The organism is Shewanella sp. KT0246 (genome assembly GCF_019654955.1).
GTDB lineage: Bacteria > Pseudomonadota > Gammaproteobacteria > Enterobacterales > Shewanellaceae > Shewanella > Shewanella goraebulensis.
Map to the genome: position 1 here is coordinate 109,004 of NZ_BPEV01000011.1, position 20,559 is coordinate 129,562.

A 20,559-nucleotide genomic window follows, 5' to 3' on the forward strand; every position below is an offset into this window, starting at 1 on the left:
ATATTATGCTTTCATTAGACGCTGGTTCACAGCGTTTAAAATATGAAATAAACCAGTAGTAGGAAAGATAATAATCCGCCGCAGATTACTGGATAAATAATGTAACCGTCAGTGGTTCTTTTGGCTCTTTTAGTACACAACTTACCCAATATTAAATTAAACCCGAGTAATAATGCTAAGGTTAATAACCCCTGTCTAAAGGTCATTCTGCTGATGGTTGTTGTGGTATAAATCAGTAAAAACCATTCAAGTAATATCAAATACAGAAAGATTTTTTGCAGGCCATCAGGTCCTTTTCTTTTTTCTCTGGTCCGCATAATACCTCCCTATTTTTATGTCGGAAAAACACTATAAAATACCGCGATTTTTGCTAAGGTTTTAAGTTGTTGATCTCGACTAATAGCTTGTTAATTTTTTTTTGGTAATTCGAATTCCACTTACCACCAATAAAATTTAATTTTTGATTTATTGGGTACTGACGCATAATGGTGAAGGCAAAAAAGGATTGCTGAATTTCTACCCAAACTTCTTGCTTTAACTCAAGCGTCAATGGGGTGATTAACCCAACACCACCTAAGCTCATGTCTTTGATATTGGCTATGCCTATCTCTTCCATGAGAAACCAACCTTTTTTGTGTAGCTTTACACTGATGCCGTCACATGCTTGAGATAGCTCTTCTTTGGAGTCTCTGAGGCTTAACCTGACATGGTCACGGTTATCTTCAGTGATAGGCTCGGCGGACTCTTCTCGGCGAGCTCTCTCAATGAATTCTATTGGTTTATGTTCGTCAGTCATTAGTTTGGGTACCGCATTCTTGGCATATTATCTTCTGCAGCTTGAATGGCCTCGTCGACTTTGCCACTGATATTACGGTTAGCTTTTGTGTGTCTGCTTTGTAATCCAGTCATCATTCTGAGGTTTTCTTCCGCTTCTTGGGTTAATACCAATAACTCAATTCTGCGGTTTGCTGCCGCAGCGGGATCATCCAATACATAAGGTGATTGATCCGCCATTCCAGTCACCTGAACCACTTGCTTATAGTCAACGCCACCCGCTTCGAGTATGCGCCTTGCAAGTAAAGCTCGCTGGCTGGAAAGCTCCCAATTGGTAAACGTGCTACCTGCAAATGGCAGTGAATCTGTATGGCCTGAAATGCTTAATCCATTGTTGATTTGTCCGAGTAACTCACCAAGCGCTAAGAGTAAATCTTCAAAATAATGCTGGATTTCAGCACTTCCACGGGTAAACATAAACTGCTCGACATTATCGTGTACTAGGATTCGAATGCCTTGGGGCACGATTTGTAAGTCCACATTAGCGTTCATATTGACGCTAGAGATTATGTAATCTAGTTCACGGGCTAAAATCTCAAGTTGCGCTTGGGTTTCAAACTCGCCGGGTAATATCGAATTGAGCTCTACACCATCACCAGAAGGAGATGATTGCTCACCTAGTGCGTGACGCTTGCTAATCGCTGTTTCGCTTTTTCCTTGGCCGGGTGTGGGTACGATTGATGTTTCAATGCTCATACCGCCGCTCAAATCAATAATTGAAGATGAGTTACTCAAGTCGAATGGATTAATTGGCCCTGAAGAGTACATGTCACCCTTAAGATATTGAACAATCAAGGTTCGCTCACGTTGATCAGCCACTTGCATGATCCACAGCACCATAAACAAGGCCATCATCGCTAAGGTAAAGTCTGCAAATGCGACTTTCCAAGCTCCACCATGGGTAGCTGACTTCTTTTTACGCTTTTTCCGGCTGATAATGACCGGTTCTGGTTGAATCGCCATTAGCCACGTTGCTCCTCAATCCAGCGCTCCAGTTCAATGAATGAAGGGCGATTTTCAGATTGAATCTGCTTACGTCCAGCATCCAACGCCAGCATCGGTGGTTTACCTTTAGCAAACGCACACAGTGCTGCAGCGACACAACGTAGTTGCGCGGTATTGCGTTCAACTAAATGTTCGAGCGACTTTGAAAGCGGGTCAAAGAAACAGTAACAAGCAAAAATACCGATAAAAGTACCGACTAATGCTGCTGCGACCTTAACGCCAATCATGGTAATTGGTCCGTCGATATTAGACATGGTGATGATGATACCCATCACTGCAGCTAAAATACCAAAACCAGGCATGGCTTCAGCTATTTTGGATAATGCGTGAGAAGGGCGCATGCTATCGTCTTCGATTCGCTCAATCTCTTCAGCGAGCATGTGCTCTAAGTCATGAGGAGATAACTTGCCAATTGATTGTAAACGAAGATTGTCGATAAGAAATTGCAGCACATGAGGGTGCTCAAGTACTGCTGGATACATTAAAAACAGAGAACTCTCGTTTGGTTTATCGATGTGCTCATCAAGGACTTTAAGACCTTGAGATTGGATTTGGCTCATTAACATTCCCATTAAGCCAAACAATTGCGGGTAAAGTTCAGGGTCTTCCTTTTCACGTGTAAAAACGGTTTTAACTTGCTCAACCATTTCGTCGAGTACTGCTCGTGGCGAAGCGATGATTAATGCACCCAGACCCGCACCAAAAATAATCAGGATTTCTGCAGGCTGCCATAATGAGGTTAGGCTACCTCCAGCCCAAACATATCCACCAAATACTGAAAAAATAATGATCGATATCCCAATTAGCTTGCTCATATTTCCTGCCTGGTATTATCGCTCCCACTGTTGATATATTTGCTGAAGATTCACAATAGCCTGTTTGTGTAGTTGGCATATTCGAGTTTCAGTTAATCCAAGAGTCGCAGCAATTTCTTTTAAATTAAGTTCATGTTGATAGTAAAGCGACAGGATTACTTGCTCTCTTTTGTTTAATTTCGAAATTGCTTTAAATAATGTGTCTTTATTGGTTATTTGCTCAATAAAGCAACTTTTATCTTTAAAGTTGACCCCATCAGTTAATAGTTCATCAAGGCTTTTCATTGACTCAGATTGAGTGGCAAAGAGACGATCACGATATTGTGTCTTGTTGAGCCCTAAGTTTTCAGCGACTTCCATATCAGTAGGTTCGCGGCCAAGCTCTCGGATCAGTTTTCTTACGGTGTCATTGAGTTCGTGTGCTTGTTGTCTAACAGGACGGGGACGCCAGTCCTGACGGCGTAATTCATCTAAAATTGCGCCGCGGATCCGTTGCCCTGCAAATGAAATAAAGCCATTGTCGTACTCACCAGGATAACGCCTAGCAGACTCTAGCAAGGCCATCATGCCAATTTGTTCCATGTCCTCGATGGCCAATGCAGCGCCGCAATGCGTCCTTAAGTTCGAAACTGACTTTTTAACTAAAGGTAAGTACTGTTTCATGACTTGGGCTTCAGATAACCGATGAACATTCTTTTCATCGAATGCCTCTTGGTACGCTAATTGACCGGTTTGCATATGACAGTCTCTCTTTATTGGACAACCATTCTGGTAAACAGAACGTCGTCTAATTCAATAGTAAAATTGTTTTCATTCAGTACTGTAGCGAGTAAAACCTGAGCTTCTTTTTGTAATAATTGAAGGTGGTTATTGGTATGAAGTTGCTCGTAATCTTTATCTGCAAACATCACCATTAATGCATTTTTGATTAAAGGATCGGCTTCACGGATGGTTCTATCAGCGTTTTCAGAGCGACTTTTCAATGCCATTTCTAATAACAGATAATGGTTGGTATCTTTGCCAGGGACAGAAAAGATAAACTTCTCTAACGGATAGAATTTAGCGACTTTAGGCGCGGGTTCAAAAGCCGTAAACGGCGCACCGATGATTTCTGGCGACTTCCATCCTACATAAAACATACCTGCCGACCATGTAAGAAAAACCAGGGTTAACATACTTAATCTACCGACTTTTTTATTACCAATAGCCATTGTTATTTTCCTTTTTAGGCGAGTAAATCAACCTGATCTTGTTGTTTTAATTCAGTGGCTTGGTGTTGCTCACTTGCTTGAAATTCAATATTGCTGCTTTGGGCGCTGCTAACTTGTTGCCTTTGTGGCTGTTGCTCTGACTGAGATTGCCCCATATCGATATCGATTTGGCCTCCGTGATCCATGGCTAACTCCATACGTAAACGGTCTAGACCCATGAGTAACGCATCGCGAACCGCTGAGTTTGCTGCGTGCATTTGAATGTGCAGTCTGTCGCCATCTAAACGGATGTTAAGTTCAACTTTGCCAAGCTCTGGCGGATCGAGTCTGAGTTCTGCTGATTTGATTTGCTGATCGATCTGAAATCTAAGTTGATCTCGCAGTGGTGACATCATTTCATTGGTTTGTTGCAGCATTGGCGCTGATTGCGTCACAGAAACGGGGCCCCATTGAGTTACTGCTTGGCTTTTTGTATTCGCTTGTGTGAGTTGGTTAATGACTTGATTAATATTGTCTAACTCAGTGCTGGCAGCATCGGCGATCACAGGTTGAAAGCCGGCTTGCGCATTAAGTACTGACTGTATTTGGGTTTGCGCTGTTTGCATATCGACAGCAGGTAAACTGCTTGGCATAGCTGGAGCAGATAAGGAACCTTGAGGCTGCACCGTTGGTGATTGCGGGTTAAATCGACTGTGCAAAGCTGCATTGTTTTGCTGGCTATTAACACTGCTTGCTTGTTGCGTTAAATTGGCAAGCATTGCCATTAGCTCTGAGCTTAAAGGCTTTGCATCAGCCGCAATCAGGTTCGATAGTCGCAATTCACCCACAGGCAACTGAGCCTGAGTTATTGAAGACTGCGATATACCTGTTTCAGGCTTCGATAACAGGTTTGAATACTCAGAGAGTGCATTAAACAGCTGAGGATGTTGCTTTAGTTCAGCTAAGATATGCTCTGGCATTGCAGCAGTCTGAGATGATGCCGTTTTGGTTAAATTTGTTGGCGTGGTTTGGGACTCAGGCATCACAAACCCTATAACACCCTGTTCCCCATTTTCAGCATCTAATGATCGAAATGGCTGTTGGGAAGAAGTCCCAACACTTGTGAGGCTTAACGTATTAGTTATCATATAGTTCACCACAAAGACTGGTTAGCTTATAAGCTGAAATACCGTCTTTTGTTGCTTGAAACTGTTTCATTTCTTTATTGAGCGATTCTTTTTCAGCAGTCGCCATGGCAATGACTTGTTGATGGGTTTGAGCTAACGATTGACGTGCAAGCAATTGCTGTTTCGTTTTAGGCTTTCCTTGAACGGTAAGCGCCATCATCATTAGCTCATTCACTTTTTCAACTTTGTTCCAGTCTTTTGCTTTTGCATATTTAACCAAGGCAAGTTCAAATTGTTGCCATTGATTAATTGAGGTTGGCCCAGCCGGATCTGACATCTGTAATGACCTTAATGACGGGAGTTAGCTCGGTGATGCTATTTTCAACGCTAGCAGTCACCAATTGACGACTGCAATAGTCGTATAAACGGTTTAGAGTGGTAGCGACTTCGCCACCATTCTCTAGATCCAACATAGAATCTAAGCCATGAACAATGTTGAGGCATTTGTTGACGCTTTTACCTTTATCTTCAAAGTTTTTTCGCTCCATGTGGCCGCTGGTACGCTCTATTTCTTCCAACAAACCATCCAGCAACATACGCACCATTTCATGGGGATTAGCCGAGGCGACTCTGGCATCTAATGTGGTTTGCTTATAAGCATTAAAAGGGTCGTATTCGTTCAACATTGTTCATTTCTTCCTAATTAAAATAGGCCACTAGCAGTATTTAGCTTGTTAATGGTGTTTTCCATTGCGGTAAATTGAGTGAGTAAAATCTGGTAGCGTTGGCTCATAAGATTGTCATGACGAGACATGTTGTCTTCAATTTGCTCCACCTGAGAGTCGAGGTTCTTTTGCTTTAAATCGATATAGCCGTTGTTTTTAGTAAACGGGTCTATAATCGAATCAATACGGCCAATATATCCACCGTCAGCGGTGAACATTTCTTTGATAGCATCTGAGTCGCTGCTTATGGCTTGAGAGAGCTTGTCTTCATCAACAGATAATTTGCCATCACGGCCCATTTCGATACCGATATCTGATAAGCGCATGCCATTGGGTGCTTCATCAAAAATGGCATTACGGATACTGTTTTGCAGCATACGCAGACTTGAATCACCTTTGAGAATACCGATCTGATCTTCAGTGACAGATGAGTTTTCATCATCATCGTCATCATCGTCATCATCTTTATCTTTGTCGTCATTAATATCATCTAAAACCGAGCTGCCCATTGAGCGAGTAAGTTGGTTTAGCTGAGTCATTAATTCATTAAAAGAATCAACAAAATCATTAACAGCTTTTTCAGTACCTTCGGTGTCGTTAGCGATAGTAATAGTGGCGCTTTCACCGACGCTATGGGCCTTTTTTAATTCGATATTTACGCCATCAATGACGTTATCGAGATAGTTGCTACTGCTGACAATGTCGATCCCGTTCAGGGTAAATTCTGCATCTTGGGCTTTGATTCTTTCTTGAGTTCCCCAGTCTGCGTTATTCATTTCCATGGTGATAGTGCTATCTGCGCCAGTTTCTTCAGAGGTGAGCATTAACTCAACTTGGCCGCCAGTTCGTACTAGTGAAGCTTGAACGCCTGGATTATCTGGGTGTTTATTGATTGCATCTCTTAAATCGGCCACTGTGCGAGTGCCAGAGGCATTAAGCTCTGCCATATCGATTTCGATGGTATTACCACCGACATCGATGCTGACCACACCTGTGGTAGGCAAAATTTCATCTTCGCTAGCAAAGGATTTAGTGATTTGGTGAGCTTGTGCTAGTTGCTTTACATACAAATCGTACACACCAGCTGGCGCATCACTGTCTACTGTGATGGTGGCACTGTCATCGCTTATTTCAGAGTTTTTACCTTCAAAAGCATCACCGTTTAAGTTGTCCAGATTACTGGTCATCTTATTTAAGGTTTTTTCGAGAATTTTATAAGCATCAATTTGTGCTTTGCTGTTGGTTAAATTAGTTTTAAACAAGGCATCTTTACTCATTCGCTCTGCGGCAACTAATTGCTCGGCAAACGAGGCGGCACTCATACCTGAAATCATGGCAACTCCTATTGGCTAACGGACCTAAATGGCAATCTTTATGCCAATGGTTAAGTTATTGTTTAATAGCTATTTGTTGTTTTTTCGATAGTAATGTCGGTTAGACAACTTCCGTTTTGTTGAACACAATGGAAGCTGAGCTTCCGTTTGATCACCGAGTGTCGAAAAAGAATATATAACAGTGAATAAAGGCGACCGGGATTGCGGGAGGCTAAAGTTTTGCTGATTTTTTTATTAGTAAAATTAGCATGTTGCAATTATTTTGCTAATTCTGTTTCAAAAATAGGGGGTATTTCTTGAGCTAAAATAAAAAAGGGCCAAGAGGCCCTTTTTAGAGAGATTAAAACGCAATATTAGCGTAATAAGTTCATTACTAGACCAGTGTTTTGGTTAGCGTTAGAAAGTACAGTCGTACCTGCTTGAACTAATAATTGGTTTTTAGTCATGTTAGCTGATTCAACGGCGAAATCGGCATCCATGATACGGCCAGCAGCCGCTTTAGTGTTTTCAGTCACGTTAGTTAGGTTTGATGCTGTGTGACCTAAACGGTTGATGTTAGCACCTAGCTCTGAACGCTCAACAGCGATAGCATCGATGAAATCATCAACGTTACCGATAGCTGCGTTAGCACCATCATTAGCTGCATCAGTTAAGTCATCGTCAAGACCAGCTAAAGCTGAAGCAGTAAGTTCAACGGTTAATACTTCGTTTGAACCTGCACCGATTTGGAAGTCGATATCTTCAAGTGCAACAAATAGGTTGTTACCTGAGTACTCAGTGTCACCAATAATACGGTCAACTTCTTCAGACAAAGCAAGGAATTCAGCGCTTAGTGCATCTAAATCTTCAGCTGAGTTCACGCCGTTAGCTGCTTGTGTAGCAAGCTCTTTTTGACGCATAGCAATAGTAGAAAGCTCTTCTAGTGCGCCATCTGCAGTTTGTAGCATAGACGTTGCATCATTAACGTTACGGCTAGCTTGTTCCATGCCTGTTACGTTTGCGCTTAAACGTGTCGCAATTTGTAGACCCGCAGCATCGTCAGCTGAGCTGTTGATGCGAAGACCCGTAGATAAACGCTCCATAGCGTTAGTCATTAGATCGTTACTTTTGGTCACTGAGCTTTGAGCGATCATTGAAGCAGTATTAGTATGAACAGATAACATAATGTCTTCCTATAAGATTAAAGTTATTGGTGTTACCACTAATTAAAACGACACTGGAAAACGAAACTGAATCAGAGTGAGAAAATAAATATTAAAATCTTATAATTTGGGGAAAATATATGCTGATTAAAGAGGGAGGGCTAAATAGAGAAAGCCCACATTTTCGTAGGCTTGGGTCACATTTTATCGTCAACACATCTTTTGTTGAGGTGTCATTATTTAACTGTATTTTAATTATACTTTTAACGATATCTTTAACGATATCTTTAACGATATTGTTAACCGTTAATCATTATTATGGCTTACTTTTCAATAACGATGATACATGATCGCGGTTGACGTTTGCTTGCGCCATTAACGAGGTCACTTGAGATGAAAAGGGCGTTGGTTGCATTAACTCTTTTAACTTAGCCATGTTCGTATCAAGGTTGCCATGAAGCTGTTCTTGATGGTTTGCGCGCTTTAATTGTTGCTGCACTTTTTGCTTACTGGTGCGTAGCTCTACCAGTTGCTGATTAACTTTTTGTTGGCTCTTAATCACTTTGACTTGGGTTTGTTTTACATCTTCAGCGTTGTCAAAGCACCATTCTTTGGGATCTTGCCATGATAAAATCTCCACGACTTTCACGGTACGTGCTTCACCTGCAGGTAAGCGCTGACCTTGACCTGACATTAATAAACCCGTTTGGATTTGTAACCATTCAGCATGATCTGAACTAAGCATTGCGGCATTACGTGCAGGCGCCTGTACTGCTATCCCTATGTCTTTAAACGCACTAGTCAGTTGTTTAGCCAAGAATTGACTATTTTGGTGCGCAGGTAAAAAAGCACGAGCATTATTTTCGCCATACTGAATCGTGATTCGCTCATCCCGAGATTTAACACCCACTAGATCAACTGATTTTAATTGAAAAAAATGTTTAGCCGCTGGGCGCTCAGCATTAATCAGATTAAGCTGATGATCCACCAAAGGTTGTTGCTGGTAGCTGATGTCTAATGCCACAAGTTGCTGCTGAATTTGCTTGGCAGTATCTGTTTGTTGCTCGGTTAAACCAGATTGTGGGCTAGCATTGTTTAGTGGAACTTGAAGCTTTTTTAACAGCTGCGATACCCGTAATAAGCCTTGTTCAGCCACTTGGTTTGCTGAGATAGCATGTTGACCTTGGGTCACTTTTGCCCACTTTTGATAACTGGCAAGTCGATGAGTCGGAATGGATGGCACTGCTTTCGTCGCTGCGGATTTTGTGTCGTGCACAGCAGTAGGTGCAGGCGCAACTGTTTGGTTGCGCTGCAATACATTTAAACTTTCCGATATACCTTTAAGCATGAGTTTTACTGACTAACTTACATGTGATTGAACAATGATAACTGACTCACTTGTACAAAAGATTGTTGCGTCACCTGTAATGTGGTCAACTTCAAATTAAACTCAGCGGTGGCTTGAGCGTAATCTAACCCTTCGGTTTCACCGATAACTTCTTCACTGAATAGAATGCGTTCTGTATGAGTGGTTTGCATTAAGCTTAATGCGTTTTGCTTACCACCAATATCTGTAATTGCACCACTGATAGAAGCCAGAGAATCATCAAGTGCATCAATCATATCGCTGGCAGCTTGTGCAAAAGCGTCGTCACCTGGCGATAAATCAGGGTCATTCAATACATCAATAAACTGCTTGGTTTGGTTGAGGATGTCGGTGCCGCCGCCAGAGAATAAAAACTCTTGCGCAGTCACGTTACCAGTCATCCAAGCTGAACCTGAGATTTGTACTTCGCGGTGGCCATCATCGCCTTGGTAGAAATAATTGCCATCGGCATCAATACCAATTGGCGGTGTGCCTGTTTCATTACCTGAAAAAAGGTAATTACCGCCATCATCTTTGGCGTTAACTACATCTACGAACGATTCTAATAATTCACTGAGTTCAGCTGCATATGCGGCTCTGTCTTCAGGAGAGAGTGCACCGTTGTTAGCACCAATGGTAATTTCACGCATCCGAGCTTGCAGGTTGGTCATGCTCGAAAGGTAAGTTTCTGAGCGATCTAAGCTAGTGCTTAATGATTCTGTATTTTTTAAATATTGAGAAGTCGAGGCTAAATCTCGTTGAGTGGTAATGACTTTAGCCATGCCAATCGGGTCATCTGAGGGACGTAAAATAGACTTACCAGTTGCCATTTGTTGGTTAACCTTAGCAACATCACTGGTTAAGTGTTGCATGCTCAGTAGGTTTTGGCTGTACATATTCATCGTGCTAACGCGCATTACAGAATTCCTTCAATTAGACTGACAGTAAAAGGGTTTGGAACAATTGGTCAGCGGTTGAGATGACCTTGGCATTGGCTTGATATGATTGTTGATAAATAATCAAGTTAACGCCTTCTTCATCCATGCTGACGCCACTGGTGCTAGCCCATTGTGATTGAGCTTCCATTTGCAATTTAACGGCAGTGTCTTGCGCCATTTGTGCTTGACGAGAAGCTGAGCCTAATTGTCCCACTTTACTGGCAAATACGTCGCCCATGGTGGTGGTGACACCCATAGAATCAAACGTAAACTCGGTATTAGCGAGCTCAACTAAATCTTTTAAGTTTTCGTTGTCACCCGGAGTACCATCCTTACCAAATGCGAGCATTTCTGCAGTAAAACCATCGCTGATTTTGATGGTGCCAGCAGGGTTGCTTGGATCGTAGCTGAATAAATCAATGGTCGGTGAGTCGCCGTTGAGGTCGGTACCTTCGCGTAATACGGCGTTAAACTCATCAGCAACGGTTTGAGCTAATTCATTGATGAATTCCATCGACTCAGCAAGGCTAGTGTCGCGGTAATCTAACAAGGCGCCGAAGCTGCCGCCTGCCGATGCATCAATCGGAAAAGTAGAGTTACCAAACTGAAGACTAACTTGCGATAACTGTGGGTTATTCGGGTCTGGCTGAGTTGAAAGCGTCGACGATTTAGTGCCTGACACTAAAGGTTGTCCTTGGCTTAACGAGATGTTCTTCATCCCTTGAGAGTCTTCAACCACCCGAATATCAACGATAACAGCTAAGTCATCAATGGCGGCGTCACGGGCGTCCAGTAACGCCATCGGAGGATTGCTACCACTAGACTGAATTTCTGCATTAAAGCTAGCGATAGTTTCCAGTAAAGCGTTAACTTCTTTAGCAGATGCACCTAATTGACCGTCAATTTGTTTTAACTGTGAATCGATACCATCGTTAATAGAGTTAAAGCGCTGGGTCAGTGCACGAGATTCATTGAGAACACTCTGGCGGTGAGCAATCTCATTGGGTTGCTCCATGGCTGAATTCAATGACGCAAACAGTAAATCAAGACCTGCAGCAATGCTGTTACCTTCAGAACCAAAAATCTGTTCAGCTTGGGTGTAATAACTGGCTTGAACACTGGTAAAACCTACGTCACTGGTGGTTTTCCAAAGCTGCGCTACTTCATATTGATCTGATATCCGGCGCACGCCATCAACCATTACACCCATGCCACCGCCATAGGTATTACTGCCTACAGAACTCATTAATACGGACTGGCGTGAGTAACCCGGCACCATTGCATTGGCAATGTTATTTGATGTGGCATTGAGCGCCGCCATACTGGCATTAATGCCCGACATACCAATATTAAGCATGCTCATATCTAATCCTTATTTCACAACGGCAAATCACTGCTGTGGTTATTTATACGGGGTGGCCATTAGTGGAATATTGAGCGCTGGCTGCATAGCGGTGGTATTAACCGGCAACACTGGTTGTTGCTCTGTGCTTGCAGACGTTGTGGCTAACGTATTCTTAACTTGTGTGGCGTGTTCGGTTTGGTTATTAGAAGCGACACTATCAGGCGGTGACTTAAGCGCTGCCGACAATTGTTTTGTCATGACGCTAGCAAGACCAGTACTTTGTAACTGACTTAAACGCCCTGCGAGTTCAGCGTCATGCCAGTCACGGTACATGCCATCGTTTTGCGATGATAGCGGGCTGTCTTTATCGGCCATCACATCAGAAGCAGAACGCATTTGTTTAAGCACGGTTTGTAAAAACTGAGCTTCAAATTGTTGGCTCACCAATTCTAATGCGCCATGCTCGCCATTGGCCTCGATTAAGTCTTTGGCATTGAGGTTATTTAAATAACCGTGGTTGTTATCTAATTTCATTAAATCACCACTAATTCAGCTTCTAGGGCGCCAGCTTCGTCAAGCGCCTGCAAAATGGCCATTAAGTCCATTGGCGAAGCGCCGAGACTATTCACAGCACGCACCACATCATTTAATGCGATGCCCTCTGGCCAAACAAACATATGGCCGTCACCAGTATCGATATCTATTTCGCTGTCACTGCCCACGACAGTTTGCCCCTGACCTTGCCCGATAAAAGGGGCATTAGGTTGACTGACAAATTCTTGTTCAACAATCGACACCACTAAATTGCCATGGCTCACCGCGGCTTTACGGACTACCACATTACCGCCCATAACCACGGTGCCTGTTCGGCTGTTAAAGACTACGCGGGGGGACTTTCGACCTTGGGCTATCTGCAGTTCTTCTAAAATTGACATAAAGGTGACGCGCTCGCGATTTGACTGTGGAGCACGTACCAATACTTTTGCACTGCTGTCAGCTTCAGCGACATCAGGGCCAAATAAATCATTCACGGCGCGCTCAATATTGCGCGCGGTTTTAAAGCTTGGGTCGCGTAGGTTTAACACAATATGTTCGCTTTCGTTGAAGTTACTGTGTATTTCCGCTTCCAGTAAACCACCGTTGGGAATTCTGCCGACAGTGGGAACATTAATGGTCAGTGATGTGCCATTTCGGCCTTGAGCTGAAACACCGCCAACCACTAAGTTACCCTGAGCCACAGCGTAAACCTCGCCATCCACTGCGCGAAGTGGGGTCATTAACAATGTACCGCCACGTAGGCTTTTGGCATCACCTAGCGATGACACCGTGACATCAATCGTTTGTCCTGGGCTTGCTAGTGGGGGAATGTTGGCATGGACTGCAACAGCGGCTACGTTCTTAAGTTTTGGGTCGGTTCTGTCATCAATTTGAACGCCGAATTGCTTCAACATATTCACAATTGATTGGCTGGTGAAACGCACTTGGGTTCTATCCCCTGTGCCATCTAAACCCACAACCAAACCGTAGCCCACTAGTTGGTTATCACGGATACCTTGTACATCAACAATATCCATTAAATAACGGTTTTGAACTGCCTGTTCACCTTGTGGTGCAGCGGCGATTTGAAATGACATGAGAGTCATTATTACGCTCGCAAAAAACGCGATAGCTTGTTTCATTTCACGCTCCATGCCAGTGCTAAAACAGGGGCACTAACAACATTAAATATAAAGACGTTCATTGGTAATTTTACGTTCATTACAGTGGAAACCACGGGCTATTAAAGTAACGTGATGCCCAGCCCATTTGATTGCTATCTGAAATTGCGCCTTGGCCACCGTAGATGATCCGTGCATCAGCAATTCTCTGGGATGAAATCGTATTATCGTTGCCAATATCATCGGTGCGGATAAGGCCCAATAAGCGTAGGTATTCGTCACCTTGGTTTAGTCTTAGCCATTTTTCACCGCGAATTAGCAGGGCGCCGTTAGGCAAAACTTTGGCTACCGTGACAGTAATTGAACCTGTTAACTGATTTTGCTGGGTGCTGGAGCCTGTGCCATTAAATGAGCGACCCGTATCAGCGCCGCCACTTCCGCCAAAGCTACTGTTTCCTGATGACCCTTGTGCACCTATCGACATCGAGCTTTCTTTGTTGGTTTTGGTATCTGCTTTTTTACTTGAATAAGTTTTTTCATCCAGTGACACAGTTAAAATGTCGCCTTCACGAAATGCACGTTTATCCTTGAATAAAGTCAACATATATCCCTGACGATATAAGCTGCCGTTACTGGCTTCAGGTAAGCTGTAGTCAATTTCAGGAGGTGCCCATTCAGGCTTTCCTGGAGCAGTATCTGGCTCAGGAAGGTGTGATGCACAACCTGCAAGTAGCAGTGCAATCGCAATCCAACTATGTCGTATCAAGCTCTTTGTTCTGTGCATCATAACGGTCAGTGTTAGCCTATTAATCAGAGCTAGCGATGTACATTTCGCTAGCGTAAACATTGCAATCCCTTGTTAAAGCTTTAAGCCAGTGATCCTTTGTTAAAGCTTTAAATCAGTGCTACAGCGCTTGGTTTAAGAACTTCAGCATGTCATCTGACGAAGACACCACTTTGGCATTCATTTCATAGGCGCGTTGGGTAGAAATCATTTCAACCATTTCTTCAACCACGTTAACGTTGGCGCCTTCAAGAGAGCCTTGGCGAATTTGACCAATGGCTTGATCGCCTGCTATTCCTTCAATGGCAGCGCCAGATGCACCAGTTTCACGGTATAAGTTGTCGCCGCGAGCTTCGAGGCCTGCTGGATTTGTGAAGTTAACTAAGGTAATTTGCCCTAATTCTTGTGCTTCAGCTTGGCCTGCCATTTGTGCAGACACTTGGCCGTCAGAGGCGATAGTGACTGTTAATGCATCTTCAGGGATTTCGATGTTTGGCACTAATGGTAAACCTTGTGATGTCACCATTAAGCCATCGCTGCTGCGAAAAAATTGGCCGTCACGGGTAAAACCTAAGTCGCCGTTTGCTTCTTCAATTTGGAAAAACCCTTGGCCTTGAATAGCCATATCGAGTTGCTGACCTGTGGTGAGAATATCACCTGTAGTAAAGACTTTTTGAGTTCCTGCAACACGGGTACCTGTACCTAACTGAAGGCCAGACGGTAATTCGTTTTGCTCATCAACTTGGCCACCAGGCTGGCGCTGTACTTGATAGAACAAGTCGTTAAATGCCACACGGTCACGTTTAAAGCCGGTGGTGTTCACGTTTGCCAAGTTGTTGGCAATGGTGGTCATTTTGGTATCTTGTGCGCTTAAACCTGTTTTACTTACCCATAATGCAGACTGCATAATGTTATTCCTTCAAATTCTTTTTGTCGTTTGCGCTGCCAATATTTTATAATTGACCAGCGCAAGTTTCTGAATGCTTTGTTAAATCAGCTGTTTTGATGAATCGCTAGCTTAGGCATCTCGAAGTAAGCGGTTGCCTGCCTCTGATAGCTTTTCTGCGCTTTGCATTAGCTTCACTTGCACTTCAAATTGACGGCTTAAGTCCATCGAGGCAATTAACTCACTGACCGCTTGGACGTTGCTAGACTCAAGGAAGCCACTGCGAACAAGCACGTCTTCATCTGCTTCTAAAGGCTGGCCATCATTGCTATAAAACAAGCCATCTCGCCCTTTGGTCATTTGCTGTAATTCAGGATTAACCAACTTAAGTTGACCAATTTCTTCTGTGATATTGCCCATATCAGCGACAATGCTAATTCGGCCATCATCACCGATAAATAATTCACGGTATTCAGGGACCACAATTGGTCCTTCGATACCTGCAACAGGGCGACCATCAATGGTAAGTTGCCCTTGTGCATCAGGAACCACAACGCCAGAACGTGTATATGCTTCACCGTCAGCCGTCATCACACTGAATAACCCTTGGTCGCTAATGGCAAGATCTAAGGTGCGGCCAGTAGGATTTAACGTGCCTGCTTGCTGGCTAAAACCACTGCTCTCGGTTTGCGCTAAGACACGAGTGTGTAAGCTGTTACCTGTTGGCGTAATCGTTTTGGCATTAACGCGTTCAAGATCAGCTTTAAACCCTGTGGTATCGGCATTGGCCAAGTTGTTAGCTCTGATAGCTTGCGCTTCCATGACTCGGGTTGCGCCGCTGGCTGCGGTGTATAGCATCTTATCCATGGTTTACCCTTAAATAACGTTCAGTAATGCTTGCTGCATTGTTGAGTTAGCATCCAATACTTTTGCATTTGACTGGTAGTTACGCTGCGCAGTCATCAAGTTAACCATTTCTGCGGTGTTATCGACGTTTGAGCTTTCAAGGTAACCCGCATTAACTGACCCTAAAGTGCCAGTTGTAGGGGTGCCAATCATTGGCTGGCCGGCTGAGTTGGTGGCAACCCAAGCATTTTGACCCACAGGACTTAAGCCATTTGGATTGTTAAAGTCAGCGAGTACCACTTGGCCTTGTAACTGCTCTTCACCATTGGTGTATGTGCCGTATAAGTTGCCGCCATCATCTAAACGAATGCCGTTAAGTTCACCAGAGGTGTAACCGTTTTGGCTTAGGCTTGAATTGTTGTAGTCAGAGGCATACTGAGTGCTTTTATCAAAGCTTAATGAAAGCACCATCGCTGCAGCGCCACCTGTGATATCTCTTGGGATATCCAATTCAAAATCGGCACCCGCAGTCAGTAAGCCGTTTTCATCGAATGACATTTGGTGACCGCCAGCTGGGGTAATATCGTCGTCACCCATTACGTAATGTACCGACCATTCGTTATCTGCTGTTTTAACAAAGTATTGTGTTAGGGCATGCTCATTACCCTGTGAGTCATAGGTCGTCACAGTGCTTGAAGAGTGATAAGTCGACGCATCGTCTTTATCAAAAGGCGTGTCAGTTTGGTCGATAGCATCGACACGAGAGTCAAGGTTTGACACTAAACCTATGGTACTGGTGGCTGAAGCAGGAAGGGAGCCTGCCTGTACTTGAAGGTCTGTTACGTTACCATTTTGCAATTGTCCACCAGGACCGACACTGTAACCTTGTAAACGGTTGCCCGCAGGATCTGTCACATAACCGTTAGCATCTTGGTTAAACATACCTGCACGTGAGTACATAGTGCTGCCGTCTTGACCGCTTAATACGAAGAAACCGTCGCCTTGGATACCCATATCAAGTTGGCGACCTGTGTAAGCTAAGCTACCCGCCATCGAGAAGTTTTGGCTGGTTGACATAGTATTAACACCGCCTGGTTGGCCACCATTGTAAACTGCGGCAAATTCACTACGACCGCTGCGGAAGCCAACAGTTGAGCCGTTAGCAATGTTATTACTGATCGTGTTTAGGTCTTGTGTTGTTGCTTGTAAACCACTTAATGCGATATTGAACGACATGGTGTAATCCTTTTAATTCCAGTTATGAGACTTCAGAGATTTCGAGTACTGAAACCGTTCCGAGTCCGTTACCTAATTCGGCCATCATCACGCCAGAAGCGCTGACAAAATGTACTTTTTCAATGGTTGCTGCGATGAATGTATCGGCGGTTTCTGTGACGTCATCTGCCGTCATGTTTGCTTCGATACTGTATTCACCTGGCGGCAAATCGAGGGCTTCTGGGTCAATGGTAAAAGCCACATCGCCAGGTTCTTGTGAGCCAAGCTCTAAGGTATGCACTACATCGCCATGTTCATCTAAAATATCAATGCTGAGTTCTTCGACTGCATTGCCTAAGTAAACTTTACCTTCAACTGGGTCGGTATCTAACTCAAGCTCAGAAGCAGGAACCATGGCCGTTTTACCCACAAGTTGCGCCGACTGAACAATGGCTAAGTTTTCCATCATCACCATGCTGGTCGCTTGGTTAGCGCGCATATGTTCAAGACTTTCTACTTGTGAAAACTGTGCTAATTGAGTGACATATTCAGTGCCATCAATAGGGTTAGTTGGATCTTGATTCTGAATTTGAGCAATCATCAGTGTTAAGAATTCATTGCGAATAGATGAGGCATCATTACCCGGTGAATTCATCACTTCGGTGGCAGTCGCTGCAGGATCACTACTCGTGGTACTTGGGGTCACATTCATTATTTATTTCCTAGCTGTAATAGCCCTTGTTGCATTGAGCGAGCACGGTTCATTACTTCAACATTGGTTTCAAATGAACGACTCGCTGCCATCATGTCAGCCATTTCTTCAACGGTATTAACGTTGGAGTAGGCCACATAACCTTGTTCATCAGAAAAGGGATGGTCAGGCTCATAACGCATATCAAGTGGCGCATCAGTTTCGACAACTGCAGCTACTTCAACATGGGCTCCAGCGGCTTTACCTTCGTTGGTTTGGTTGTAAATTGTCGAGAAAATCGGTTTTAATGCGCGATAAGCATCGTCAGGGTTTTCTGCCGCAGCGCCTGCATTAGCAAGGTTACTTGCAACGGTATTTAAACGAATTGTCTGTGCATGCATGCCCGCGCCAGCAATGTTATAAATTTCACCAAATGACATATCAGTTCCTATTGTCCTTTATGTATAGCCCTTAGATTTATTGGCCTTCGATGGCTGAGCGTAAGCCGGAAATCTTCATGTTTAAAAATGTCAGGCTGGTTTGATAGTCCATGGCATTTTGCGAGTATCTAGCTTGCTCTTTACCAAGCTCAACTGTGTTTTGATCTGCTGAGGTTTGATAAGGCACACGATATGCAGTTTGATAATCTCGACCTACTTCCATACCAGCATTGATTTGAGTCATAACCGCTTTAAAATCCAAATCTTGCGCTTTATAACCGGGAGTTTCGGCATTGGCTAAATTACCTGCGAGCATCTTGCTACGCTCGACTCGAAAATCTAACGTTTGCGCGTGAATGCCTAAGGCGGTGTCGAGGTTGATAGCCATTAAAACTCCTAGTATGGTATGAACAATTTCAATATATGCCACGTCTATCCAATTAGTGTGCCAAAAGTTTAAAGCGAGTTTTATCAATGGTTTGTGGCTATTTAAAAGATAAGATCGGAACTGCTGTTTCCTATGTGGTACTCATGTGTTCCTGTTTGTTTCCGCTGACAAGCAGTGCCGAAGATCACATTGCGGCCACAAGGCAACTTGAGCAGACATTGACTCAAGTATTGGAAGCAGAATTACAACATTGGCAACGCCAAGCAGGGCTTGAATCAATTAAGCAAACCATTCAAGTTAACCTGCCATCAGGGGCAGCGAATCTTCGAAAATGTCCCAATGGTGTGTCTATTGCTACTGGCTCAAGATTACCTTTTGGTAATGTGCAGCGCCGAGCGACTTGTGATGTATTGGGCTGGAGTTTGTTTATTCGGGCAAAAGTGGATGTCACAGCAAACGTCCCAGTTGCGAATAGACCGTTAGCACGAGGCGAGCAGATTTCTGCGACGGATATTGAATTGCAATGGCTCAAATTATCAGCGTCTGATAGAGATCTCATTACTAAAAAATCGCAACTTGTTGGTCATCAGGTCAGCCATAAAGTGAGACGTTTTCGCGCCATTAAAGCTAGCCAAGTCACTAATCCACAATGGATTAATATTGGTGATCGGGTGGTGATAGAAGCTAGGATGAATGGTTTTTATGCCAATATGCCCGGTGAAGCGCTAGAGTCGGGCGGCCAAGGCTCGACTATTCGGGTACGTAACTTAAGTTCTGGCAAAGTGATTCATGTTTACCCCACAGAAAAAGGCCGAGTTAGAACCCTGTTTTAAGCCTACTCCTTCCAATTCGCTTTGTTTAACCCATTTCCCATTGGCTCTGGTGAACCCATGGTTTTTCTGATGATTTTATTTTAGTTTTTTGTGACTTCTGCCGCCTATATATAGATATCGACGACATACATGGTGAACCATTATGGATATCAACAAAATATCGAGTCCAGTCACTGCGGACATGGGGACGACGAAGAGCAAATCTAATACTTCGCAACAACCAGAAGTGGCAGAAATTAAGCCACGTAAAATGCCTGTGCAAAGCACCGTCAGCGATGATTGGAAACTCATTGAAAAAACACAACCTGAACTGGCAAATATCAGTGACTTTAATGCTGAAAAGGTGGCTGAATTACGCCAAGCGTTGCAAACAGGCACATTCAGTTTAGATGTGATAAAAATTGCAGAGGCGATGAAGCAAAATCATGGCTAATGAATCAAATATGTCAGTAAAAAAAACCATCAGACCAGAACAAGTTTCTAAGCGTGAACAAGTGCAAGGCTTATTGCGCGGTGTTCGTTTAGATATCGATGGTTACAAGCAGCTACACGCATTATTAGTGCGTCAGCGAGACTTAATGAAACGTCGTGATAATGCAGGGTTGGCTTTGCATAATGATGAGCAAACTAAATTGTGCGAATTACTCATGGAACGGGCGAAAAAGCGTTCAGTCACGCTGGTCGCGTTGGGTTTTTCTGGTAACAGTAAAGGCATGGAAGACCTGATTGCTAGACTGCCACAAGCCAGTCAAAAACAAGTGCTATTGTTGTGGAAAAACTTGGTGAAATTGGTCAAAGAAAGCCAACAATTCAATGAGCAAAATGGCAAGTTGTTAGTTAGCCAACAAGAAGTGATTAATTCTTTGTTGAACAAGCAACCAGAAAGTCAAAATGACTATGGGCATGCTAGGTAAAGACTAACCTTTTTTCTTACAAAAAAGCTAATATTACATTTATCAAAAATCAAAGTCGTGGCGCTTCGCCCACACCCGACCAA

At 43.6% G+C, this 20,559-nt stretch carries 26 protein-coding genes; 3 read left to right on the forward strand and 23 right to left on the reverse strand.

Features of this window, described 5'->3' with window-relative positions; all coding sequences use genetic code 11:
* Positions 1-35: 35 nt before the first annotated feature.
* From K5Q58_RS07420 to K5Q58_RS07530, 23 genes are all read right to left on the reverse strand, one after another.
* Positions 36-317 (reverse strand): hypothetical protein, encoded by a 282-nt coding sequence (locus K5Q58_RS07420; protein WP_220753306.1) that lies wholly within the window; start codon positions 315-317, stop codon positions 36-38.
* Between the two features lie 53 nt (positions 318-370).
* Positions 371-796, reverse strand: a complete 426-nt coding sequence (locus K5Q58_RS07425; RefSeq protein ID WP_220753307.1) for a hypothetical protein — start codon at positions 794-796, stop codon at positions 371-373.
* A complete protein-coding gene (locus K5Q58_RS07430; RefSeq protein WP_220753308.1) occupies positions 796-1,797 on the reverse strand; it encodes a flagellar motor protein MotB in 1,002 nt (333 codons plus the stop codon). Before K5Q58_RS07430 ends, K5Q58_RS07425 begins: the two co-directional genes overlap by 1 nt.
* Positions 1,797-2,654 carry a flagellar motor stator protein MotA gene (motA, locus tag K5Q58_RS07435; RefSeq protein WP_220753309.1) on the reverse strand — a complete coding sequence of 286 codons (858 nt, stop codon included), beginning with the start codon at positions 2,652-2,654 and terminating at the stop codon, positions 1,797-1,799. Before motA ends, K5Q58_RS07430 begins: the two co-directional genes overlap by 1 nt.
* A 15-nt stretch (positions 2,655-2,669) precedes the next feature.
* On the reverse strand, positions 2,670-3,392 hold the full coding sequence (locus tag K5Q58_RS07440; protein WP_220753310.1) for an RNA polymerase sigma factor FliA: 723 nt from the start codon (positions 3,390-3,392) through the stop codon (positions 2,670-2,672).
* Positions 3,393-3,406: 14 nt separating this feature from the next.
* Positions 3,407-3,865, reverse strand: coding sequence for a flagellar basal body-associated protein FliL (fliL, locus tag K5Q58_RS07445; RefSeq protein ID WP_220753311.1), 459 nt, complete (start codon positions 3,863-3,865; stop codon positions 3,407-3,409).
* A gap of 14 nt (positions 3,866-3,879) precedes the next feature.
* Positions 3,880-4,992: a flagellar hook-length control protein FliK gene (locus tag K5Q58_RS07450; RefSeq protein WP_220753312.1), complete on the reverse strand. Its 1,113-nt coding sequence runs from the start codon at positions 4,990-4,992 to the stop codon at positions 3,880-3,882.
* Positions 4,982-5,308, reverse strand: coding sequence for a hypothetical protein (locus tag K5Q58_RS07455; protein ID WP_220753313.1), 327 nt, complete (start codon positions 5,306-5,308; stop codon positions 4,982-4,984). Before K5Q58_RS07455 ends, K5Q58_RS07450 begins: the two co-directional genes overlap by 11 nt.
* Entirely contained in the window at positions 5,277-5,657 is a 381-nt protein-coding gene (gene fliS, locus K5Q58_RS07460) for a flagellar export chaperone FliS (protein WP_220753314.1), read from the reverse strand. Before fliS ends, K5Q58_RS07455 begins: the two co-directional genes overlap by 32 nt.
* Positions 5,658-5,674: 17 nt before the next feature.
* Positions 5,675-7,030 (reverse strand): flagellar filament capping protein FliD, encoded by a 1,356-nt coding sequence (gene fliD, locus K5Q58_RS07465; protein ID WP_220753315.1) that lies wholly within the window; start codon positions 7,028-7,030, stop codon positions 5,675-5,677.
* Between the two features lie 353 nt (positions 7,031-7,383).
* Positions 7,384-8,193 carry a flagellin gene (locus K5Q58_RS07470; RefSeq protein ID WP_220753316.1) on the reverse strand — a complete coding sequence of 270 codons (810 nt, stop codon included), beginning with the start codon at positions 8,191-8,193 and terminating at the stop codon, positions 7,384-7,386.
* Between the two features lie 295 nt (positions 8,194-8,488).
* Positions 8,489-9,520: a hypothetical protein gene (locus K5Q58_RS07475; RefSeq protein ID WP_220753317.1), complete on the reverse strand. Its 1,032-nt coding sequence runs from the start codon at positions 9,518-9,520 to the stop codon at positions 8,489-8,491.
* A 17-nt stretch (positions 9,521-9,537) separates the two neighbouring features.
* Positions 9,538-10,455 (reverse strand): flagellar hook-associated protein FlgL, encoded by a 918-nt coding sequence (gene flgL, locus K5Q58_RS07480; protein ID WP_220753318.1) that lies wholly within the window; start codon positions 10,453-10,455, stop codon positions 9,538-9,540.
* Between the two features lie 16 nt (positions 10,456-10,471).
* The gene (gene flgK, locus K5Q58_RS07485) at positions 10,472-11,839 is read right to left on the reverse strand and encodes a flagellar hook-associated protein FlgK (protein ID WP_220753319.1); all 1,368 of its coding nucleotides are present in this window, start codon (positions 11,837-11,839) and stop codon (positions 10,472-10,474) included.
* Between the two features lie 39 nt (positions 11,840-11,878).
* On the reverse strand, positions 11,879-12,355 hold the full coding sequence (locus K5Q58_RS07490) for a rod-binding protein (RefSeq protein ID WP_220753320.1): 477 nt from the start codon (positions 12,353-12,355) through the stop codon (positions 11,879-11,881).
* Positions 12,355-13,464 (reverse strand): flagellar basal body P-ring protein FlgI, encoded by a 1,110-nt coding sequence (locus tag K5Q58_RS07495; protein ID WP_220753336.1) that lies wholly within the window; start codon positions 13,462-13,464, stop codon positions 12,355-12,357. Before K5Q58_RS07495 ends, K5Q58_RS07490 begins: the two co-directional genes overlap by 1 nt.
* Positions 13,465-13,579: 115 nt before the next feature.
* Entirely contained in the window at positions 13,580-14,242 is a 663-nt protein-coding gene (gene flgH, locus K5Q58_RS07500) for a flagellar basal body L-ring protein FlgH (RefSeq protein ID WP_259651273.1), read from the reverse strand.
* Between the two features lie 142 nt (positions 14,243-14,384).
* A complete protein-coding gene (gene flgG / locus K5Q58_RS07505; RefSeq protein ID WP_220753321.1) occupies positions 14,385-15,170 on the reverse strand; it encodes a flagellar basal-body rod protein FlgG in 786 nt (261 codons plus the stop codon).
* Positions 15,171-15,281: 111 nt separating this feature from the next.
* Positions 15,282-16,016: a flagellar basal body rod protein FlgF gene (locus K5Q58_RS07510; RefSeq protein WP_220753322.1), complete on the reverse strand. Its 735-nt coding sequence runs from the start codon at positions 16,014-16,016 to the stop codon at positions 15,282-15,284.
* Between the two features lie 9 nt (positions 16,017-16,025).
* Entirely contained in the window at positions 16,026-17,231 is a 1,206-nt protein-coding gene (gene flgE, locus K5Q58_RS07515; RefSeq protein ID WP_220753323.1) for a flagellar hook protein FlgE, read from the reverse strand.
* A gap of 22 nt (positions 17,232-17,253) precedes the next feature.
* Entirely contained in the window at positions 17,254-17,922 is a 669-nt protein-coding gene (locus tag K5Q58_RS07520; RefSeq protein ID WP_220753324.1) for a flagellar hook capping FlgD N-terminal domain-containing protein, read from the reverse strand.
* Positions 17,922-18,341, reverse strand: a complete 420-nt coding sequence (flgC, locus tag K5Q58_RS07525; RefSeq protein ID WP_220753325.1) for a flagellar basal body rod protein FlgC — start codon at positions 18,339-18,341, stop codon at positions 17,922-17,924. Before flgC ends, K5Q58_RS07520 begins: the two co-directional genes overlap by 1 nt.
* A gap of 37 nt (positions 18,342-18,378) precedes the next feature.
* Complete coding sequence (locus K5Q58_RS07530; RefSeq protein ID WP_220753326.1) at positions 18,379-18,729, reverse strand: flagellar basal body rod protein FlgB; 351 nt, start codon at positions 18,727-18,729, stop codon at positions 18,379-18,381.
* Between the two features lie 143 nt (positions 18,730-18,872).
* Between K5Q58_RS07530 and flgA the strand changes: the two genes are divergently transcribed.
* From flgA to flgN, 3 genes are all read left to right on the forward strand, one after another.
* Positions 18,873-19,562, forward strand: coding sequence for a flagellar basal body P-ring formation chaperone FlgA (gene flgA / locus K5Q58_RS07535; RefSeq protein ID WP_259651270.1), 690 nt, complete (start codon positions 18,873-18,875; stop codon positions 19,560-19,562).
* Between the two features lie 142 nt (positions 19,563-19,704).
* A complete protein-coding gene (gene flgM / locus K5Q58_RS07540; RefSeq protein ID WP_220753328.1) occupies positions 19,705-19,995 on the forward strand; it encodes a flagellar biosynthesis anti-sigma factor FlgM in 291 nt (96 codons plus the stop codon).
* Positions 19,996-20,005: 10 nt separating this feature from the next.
* Positions 20,006-20,476, forward strand: coding sequence for a flagellar export chaperone FlgN (flgN, locus tag K5Q58_RS07545; RefSeq protein ID WP_220753329.1), 471 nt, complete (start codon positions 20,006-20,008; stop codon positions 20,474-20,476).
* Positions 20,477-20,559 lie beyond the last annotated feature (83 nt).